Annotated in this window: 5 protein-coding genes and 1 pseudogene; 3 read left to right on the top strand and 3 right to left on the bottom strand. The window is 72.2% G+C overall.

Annotated elements, in window-relative coordinates:
* Together C1I99_RS10460 and C1I99_RS10455 are read right to left on the bottom strand one after the other, a co-directional pair.
* Positions 1-254 (bottom strand): annotated as a pseudogene (locus C1I99_RS10460) (RICIN domain-containing protein); the annotation flags it as partial.
* A 56-nt stretch (positions 255-310) separates the two neighbouring features.
* Complete coding sequence (locus C1I99_RS10455) at positions 311-595, bottom strand: DUF427 domain-containing protein (protein ID WP_111134016.1); 285 nt, start codon at positions 593-595, stop codon at positions 311-313.
* A gap of 170 nt (positions 596-765) precedes the next feature.
* Between C1I99_RS10455 and C1I99_RS10450 the strand changes: the two genes are divergently transcribed.
* Complete coding sequence (locus C1I99_RS10450; protein WP_111134015.1) at positions 766-1,992, top strand: sialidase family protein; 1,227 nt, start codon at positions 766-768, stop codon at positions 1,990-1,992.
* Positions 1,993-2,037: 45 nt separating this feature from the next.
* Here the strand turns inward: C1I99_RS10450 and C1I99_RS10445 are convergent, their stop codons facing one another.
* Entirely contained in the window at positions 2,038-4,029 is a 1,992-nt protein-coding gene (locus C1I99_RS10445; RefSeq protein WP_199562070.1) for a beta-galactosidase, read from the bottom strand.
* Between the two features lie 216 nt (positions 4,030-4,245).
* Here C1I99_RS10445 and C1I99_RS10440 point away from each other — a divergent pair, with 216 nt between their 5' ends.
* Both C1I99_RS10440 and C1I99_RS10435 read left to right on the top strand, forming a co-directional pair.
* Entirely contained in the window at positions 4,246-4,944 is a 699-nt protein-coding gene (locus tag C1I99_RS10440) for a FadR/GntR family transcriptional regulator (protein WP_111134014.1), read from the top strand.
* Between the two features lie 197 nt (positions 4,945-5,141).
* A complete protein-coding gene (locus C1I99_RS10435; RefSeq protein WP_199562069.1) occupies positions 5,142-7,088 on the top strand; it encodes a sialidase family protein in 1,947 nt (648 codons plus the stop codon).
* Positions 7,089-7,092: the final 4 nt, after the last annotated feature.

Genomic DNA, 7,092 nt, shown 5'->3' with positions numbered 1-7,092 from the left:
CCGGGGGTGGTGGGCGGCGGCTCGCTCGCCGGCGTGGCGGGCGCCGTCGACGGCGTGGCGGCCGCCGCCGGCACCACCGGCTCGTCGCCGCCGCCCAGCACCCCGGTTGCGAAGAGTGCCCCGAGCAGGACGCCGACCAGCCCGACGGCCAGTGCCAGCCGCATCAGCGGATCGCGTGGCAGGCCCGGGCGGGAGGCACGCCGGCCGCCGTAGACGGTGCCGGACGGGTCGTGGTGCTCAGCGGGTACCGACATACCGGCATCCTGACCCACCGGGAGCGTCGATGGCGAGCCGGCCCCCCGCGGGTGAATCAGTCGACGACCCGGACGTCCTTCCAGAACGCGACCCGGCCGCGGACCATCTCCGCCTCCGGCTTCGGGTCGGGGTAGTACCAGACGGCGTCGACGCTGGTGCGGCCCTCGTGCTCCAGCGTGTAGTACGACGCGGTTCCCTTCCACGGGCAGACCGTGTTGGTCGCGGATTCCCGGAGCAGGTCGTCGCGCAGCGCGGAGCGGGGGAAGTAGTGGTTGCCCTCCACCAGCACGGTGTCGTCGCTCTCCGCCACGATCAGGTCGTTCCAGACGGCTTTCGGCATGCCGCAAGACTAGGCCGCTCCATCGACCTTGACCACATCGAACTCCGCCATTACCGTCTGGATCGGACAGTGGACGTCCTACCTCCAGGCCGAACAGGCACACGTCCCGCGCCGACGCACAACCCCGTCCCGGCACGAAGAGGTCACCCACCACCACGAAAGAGGTGTGCATGTCCGTCATGACATCCCGATCACCCCGCCTGATGATCGCCATGGGCGGCGTGACGCTCGTCGCAGCCCTGGCCCTGGGTGCTGCCCCCGCCACCGCGGACCCGGCGGCGGCCAGCAACAGGTGCGAAGCCTCCGTGCCGTTCGCCTCCGGCACCGAGGGCTACACCGGGTTCCGGATTCCGGCCGTGCTGACCGCCCGGTCCGGGGCCCTGCTCGCCTTCGCCGAGGGGCGACGCGGCTCGCTGAGCGATGCCGGAAACATCGACCTCGTCCTCAAGCGGTCCGGTGACGGCGGATGCACCTGGGGGCCGCTCCAGGTGGTGCACGACCGAGGGCCAGACACCGCCGGGAATCCGGCGCCGGTCCTGACCGCGAGCGGCCGTCTGGTGTTGCTGTCCACGGTCAACGCCGCGGAGGCGTCGGAGGCCGAGATCATGCGTGGCGAGGTCACCGCGGAGCAGAGCCGCCGGGTCTTCGTCCAGTACAGCGACGACGAGGGAGCCCACTGGTCGGCTCCGCGGGAGATCACCGGGCAGACGAAGGCGCAGAACTGGCGGTGGTACGCGACGGGACCGGGCCATGCCCTGCGGCTGGTCGGCGCTGCCCACCGGGACCGGCTGGTCGTGCCCGCCAACCACTCGATCGCGCCACCGGCCGGTTCGACCGACCTCGGTACCGAGGCCAAGTACTACGGCGGCCACCTGCTCTACAGCGACGACGGCGGCGATAACTGGCAGATCGGTGCGGTCGACGACAACCCCGACGGCTACGTCAACGTCAACGAGTCCACCGCTGCGGAGCTCCCGGACGGCCGGCTGTACCTGAACACCCGGGAGCACAACGGCAGCGCGCCCGGCAACCGGGCCGACACGTACAGCGCCGACGGCGGCGAGTCGCTGGTGCTGCCGTACCGGCCGCAGGCGACCCTGGTGGGGCCGGTCGTGCAGGCCAGCGTCCTGCAGTTGACCGGGCCGAAGGCGCCGCTGCTCTTCTCGGGCCCCGCGGACCCGTCCAGCCGCACCGCGATGACGCTGCGGATCAGCACGGATCGGGGCGCCACCTGGCGACCGGCCCTGGCGCTGTCCGGCCTTCCCGCCGGGTACTCCGACCTGGTGCAGCTGAACTCGCGCACGGTCGGCGTGCTCTATGAGACGGGCAGTTTCAGTCCGTACGAGACCATCACGTTCCGCCGGGTTTCGACGGGCGAGCTGAGGCCGCGCGGTTGAGCACGGGTGTGCGCCGCGGCCGTAGTCGCGGCGCACACCCTCGGGTCAGGACCGCAGCACGGCGACGCCCCGCGGCGCCAGCGTGACGAGGCCGGTCGGGCGGTCCGCGTCACCGAGCAGGTCGACGGCGGGCGCCGGCAGCGCCACGGTGACCTCCGCGCCGCCGTGGTTGAGCAGCAACAGGTACGACCGGTCAACGCCGTGCCGGCGTACGGCCTGCACGCCGTCGGGCAGACCGGGCAGGACCGGTGCGACTCCGGCCTCCGCGCGGACCCGGTCGAGCACCGCGCGCATCAGCGCCGGCTCGGGGCGGGTCGCGAGGTACCAGGCGGTACCGGCCCCGTAGCTGTGCCGGAGCACCGCCGGCCGGCCAGCCAGCTCACCCTCGGTGAACGTGCCGATCGCCTGCGCACCCGCCGGCTCGACCCATTCCGACCACTCCAGGCCCCGGCCCGGGCGGCCGTCGAGGTCCAGGCCGATCGTGCCGTCGGCGGGCAGCGGCCAGAACTCCTCCACCCGTAGTCCGAGCAGGTCGCGCAACGGGCCCGGCGCGCCCCCCGGATGCAGCCGCTCGGTGTCGTCGACAACGCCGGAGAAGTAGGACACCAGCAGAGTTCCGCCGCGGCGCACATGCTCGCGCAGCACCGCGGCCGTCGCGGCCGAGAGCAGGTACAGGTTGGGCACGATCACCAGGCGATATCCGGCCAGGTCGGCGTCCGGTGGCAGCACGTCGCAGGTGACGTGGGCGTCGAACAGCGGCGCGTAGTGTGCCCGGTGAGCCGCCAGGAGGTCCAGCGGAGCCGGATGGGCCTCGCCCTCCACCGCCCACCAGTTCGGCCAGTCGTGCAGCAGGGCCACCTCGGCCCGCACCCGGGTGCCGGCCAGTTCGGCCGTGGCCGCGATCTCGGCGCCGAGGTCACGGACCTCGCGGTGGATCCGCGTGTGCGCTCCGGCATGCGGCAGCATGGCCGAGTGGAACTTCTCGGCGCCGCCCGCGGCCTGCCGCCACTGGAAGAACAGCACCCCGTCGGCACCCTGGGCAACCGCCTGCCAGCTCCACAACCGCATCACCCCCGGCGGCTTGGGGGCGTTGCGTTCCCGCCAGTTGACCGCGCTCGGTGCCTGCTCCATCAGCAGCCAGGGCTGCCCCCGGCGAGCCGAGCGGACGAGGTCGTAGCCGAATCCGGCGTCGACGTGGGTACCGGGGTCGTACGGGTCGGGATAGCTGTCCAGGCTGACCACGTCCTGCTCGGCGGCCCACCGGAAGGAGTCGATCGGCTTGTGCACCAGGCCGATGAAGTTGGTGGTCATCGGGACATCCGGGGTGTACCGGCGCAGGATGTCGCGTTCCATGGTGTAGCAGGCGAGGATCGCGTCGTTGCTGAACCGGGCGAAGTCGAGCTTCTGGGCCGGGTTGCCGAAGGTCGGCGCGGTACGGGGCGGCAGCACCTCGGACCAGTCGCCGTAGCGCTGCGACCAGAAGGCGGTGGACCAGGCGGCGTTGAGCGCCTCCACGTCGTGGTAGCGCTCGCGCAGCCAGCGCCGGAAGTCCGTCGCGGACACGTCGCAGTAGCAGGCCCGGACATGGCAGCCGTACTCGTTGCCGACGTGCCACAGGCGCAGGGCCGGATGGTTCCCGTACCGGGCGGCGACCTGCTCCACGAGCCGGCCGGCGTACTCCCGGTAGATCGGGCTCGATGGGCAGTAGTGTTGGCGGGCGCCGGGCCAGAGGCGTACCCCGTCGGCCCGGCGGGGCAGCACCTCGGGGTGCAGGCGGGACAGCCAGGGCGGCGGTGAGGCGGTCATGGTGGCCAGGCTCGCCCCGATGTCGGCCTCCGCGAGGAGGTCCAGCACCCGGTCGAACCAGCCGAAGTCGTACTCGCCGGGCCGCGGCTCCACTCGCGCCCAGGCGAAGATGCCCACGGAGACCAGCGAGACTCCCGCCTCGGCCATCAGCTTCATGTCCTCGGCCCAGACGTCCTCGGGCCACTGTTCCGGGTTGTAGTCTCCGCCGAACATGATTCGGGGCATGGTCATCCTGGTCCTCCTCGTCGGGGAGACCGCCCCGGACACCCCCAACACGGGCGAGGCAGACATGGGATGTCATCCGTCCTCCGGGCACACTAGGTGGGGGTGTGATGGCCGTCAAGGCGCTCCCGTTGTAGATTCTTCCTACCGCCTCGCCTCGTCGATGCCATGACGTGGGATGTTAGGAGCGCGAGAAGAGTGCTGGCGCGGAGTGTGGGAGGCAACATGCGGGCACGCGCGAGGGAGAGCCTGCAGGACCGCATCGTCTCGCTCATCCACGAGCGCCGACTGGCGCCGGGCGCCGCGATGCCGACCGAGCCGCAACTGATGGACCTGCTCGGCGCCAGCCGCAACAGCGTCCGGGAGGCGATCCGCGCCCTGCAGGCGCTGGGCATCGTGGAGATCCGGCACGGCTTCGGCACGTTCGTGGGGCATGCCCCGCTGGACGTGCTGACCCCGTCACTGACCTTCCGGGTGCGTACCCGGCCCGGGCACGGGATCCGTGCGCTGCACGATCTGGTCGCCGTCCGCGAGATCCTGGAGACGGGGCTGATCGGCTCGGTGGCGCTCGACATCAGCGAGGCCCGGCTGGCGGCGCTGGACGCCCTGGTCACCGCGATGGCCAGGGACAAGGAGGCGGACCGTGCCTTCCACTCGCTGCTCTACGAGTCCTGCGACAACGAACTCGTGCTCCAGCTGATCGGGCTGTTCTGGGACGTCTACCACGAGGTTGAACCGGCACTCGGGCCGCCCGAGGATCGGGCGGCGGTCATCGTCGCCAACCATCGTCGGATCGTCGAGGCGCTGCGGAACCGCGACGGCGGCGGCGCCCAGGAGGCGATGCGCCTGCACTTCCGCGACGTCAAGGCCAGGATCGCGCGGGCCGAGCGCTGGCTCGCCGAGGCGGGGCAGCAGCCGGCCTGACCCCGTCCGGTTGGGCCGGGGCCGGTAGCGGTACGCCCGGGCCCGCCGTCTCGCCCCACCCGGCCGCGGTGGCGGTGGTCGCCGTCCCGTCGGCACGGCTGTCTCCAGGGCCGGAGCCGGTGAAACTGCCCTTCCGGACATCCCACGTCCCACCTAGGATGACCGGTGCCACCATCATCGATCTGGAAGGGCGCACCATGAGAGAAGGGCATCGCACCCGGCACCGCACCGGCGGGCGGTCGAACCGCCGGCGGGCCGGCGTCCTGCTGGCCGTGGCCGGCCTGCTCGCCGGCATGCTCACCGCGCCGACCACCGCGGGCGCCGCTGAGGCAGGTGGCGCACCGGACGGGGCGGCCGGCGGGGCCGCCCCGTTCGTCGATCAGCAGGTGCTCTACGGGCGAGGCGACTTCGGGTACGCCTGCTTCCGGATCCCTGCGGTGGTCCGGGCGAAGAACGGCATGATCCTCGCGTTCGCCGAAGGGCGGGTCGACGACTGCGGCGACGACGGGAACATCGACCTCGTGCTGCGCCGCTCCGCCGACGGCGGACGCACCTGGGGGCCGCTCCGGGTGGTCGTCAAGGGCGACGGTCAGACCCGGGGCAACCCGGTGCCGATCGTCGACGCGCACACCGGGCGGGTCGTGGTGGTGGGCACGGGCAACGGTCCGGCCCCCTGCCCGAACGGCTGCGACCGCGACCCGTACCTGGTGACCAGCGAAGACCACGGCGCGACCTGGTCGCCGGTGCGCGAGCTGGTCGAGGCCAAGCGCCCGGAGTGGAACTTCTGGTACGCCACCGGGCCGATGCACGGCATCCAGCTCCAGCGGGGCCCGCACGCCGGCCGGCTGGTGGTCGGCGCCAGCTTCGAGAGCTACGACGGGGTCGGCCCGCACGTCTACGGCACCCATCTGCTCTACAGCGACGACGGCGGCCTGACCTGGCAGATCGGCGCCGAGACGTTCCGGGACGACGGCTCGGTGATCGCCCAGGAGGTGACCGTCGTCGAGCTGACCGACGGCCGGATCTACGCGCTCGCGCGGGAACGTGGCACCGACGCCGGCCATCGGGCATACGCGACCAGTAGCGACGGCGGGCAGACGTTCGACGCTCCCTTCCGGACCATCCGCGACCTGGAGATGCCCGACGTGCAGGCCGCGATGCTGCGGTTCAGCGCGGCCGACTCCGGCGACGTCCGGGACCGGATCCTGCTGTCCTCCCCGGCCCACCCGGTGGCGCGGGAGGTGATGGCGGTCCGTTCGTCCTTCGACGAGGGGCGGCACTGGCAGACCTGGGACGAGGGCAAGGTCTTCCACTGGGGGCCGACCGCGTACTCCGACCTGGTGCGGCTGGACGGGGACGAGGCGGCCCTGATGTATGAGGCCGGGCAGGCCAGCCCGTACGAGACCATCCGGTACGCCCGGTTCAACGAGGCCTACCTGGCCACCCCGAACGGGACGCCGCCGGGGGTCCCGGCACCGCCGGCGCCGGGACCAACCACCCCGGACACCTCGCCCCGTCACAACCCGGCGTACGTGCGTGGCGGCGCGCAGCCGACGGCGGGGCGCTACGGCGACGGGCTGTCGCTGGACGGCGTGGACGACCGGATCGAGGTGCCGTTCGACCGCTCGGTCGACCTGGGTGGCGAGGACTTCACGTTCGCGACGTGGATCCGGTACGCGGAGACGAAGGGCTCGCACTCCATCATGTGGGCCTACCGCATGGGTTCCGGCACGACTCCACAGCTGTGGCTGCGGGCCGAGCCGGCCAGCAACCGGATCCGTGCGTTGATCATGGTGGACCGGTTCAACATCACGGTGTCCTCCCCGCAGGCGTACAACGACGGGAACTGGCACCACGTGGTGCTGCAACGCGTCGACGGCCGGCTGGTGCTGCGGATCGACGGTGCCGAGGTGGCCGCCGCGGTGGTCCCGCCCGGTTCGGTGACGGCGGGTAAGGAGTTCGGTGTCCACGGCATCCACCTGGGGCAGCGGGTGGACGGCGTGAACCGCTTCCGCGGAATGCTCGACGAGGTCCGCCTCTACCGCCGGGCCCTGTCGCCCACCGAGCTCGACCTGATCCGTGAGCGGAACCTACCGGTCGGCGGCGAACTCGGCCTGCGGCTCCCGCTGGAGACCGTGGCCTGACCCG

The sequence above is a fragment of the Micromonospora deserti genome (assembly GCF_003236335.1).
Lineage (GTDB): Bacteria > Actinomycetota > Actinomycetes > Mycobacteriales > Micromonosporaceae > Micromonospora > Micromonospora deserti.
This window is presented reverse-complemented; position numbering and strand designations above follow the sequence as displayed.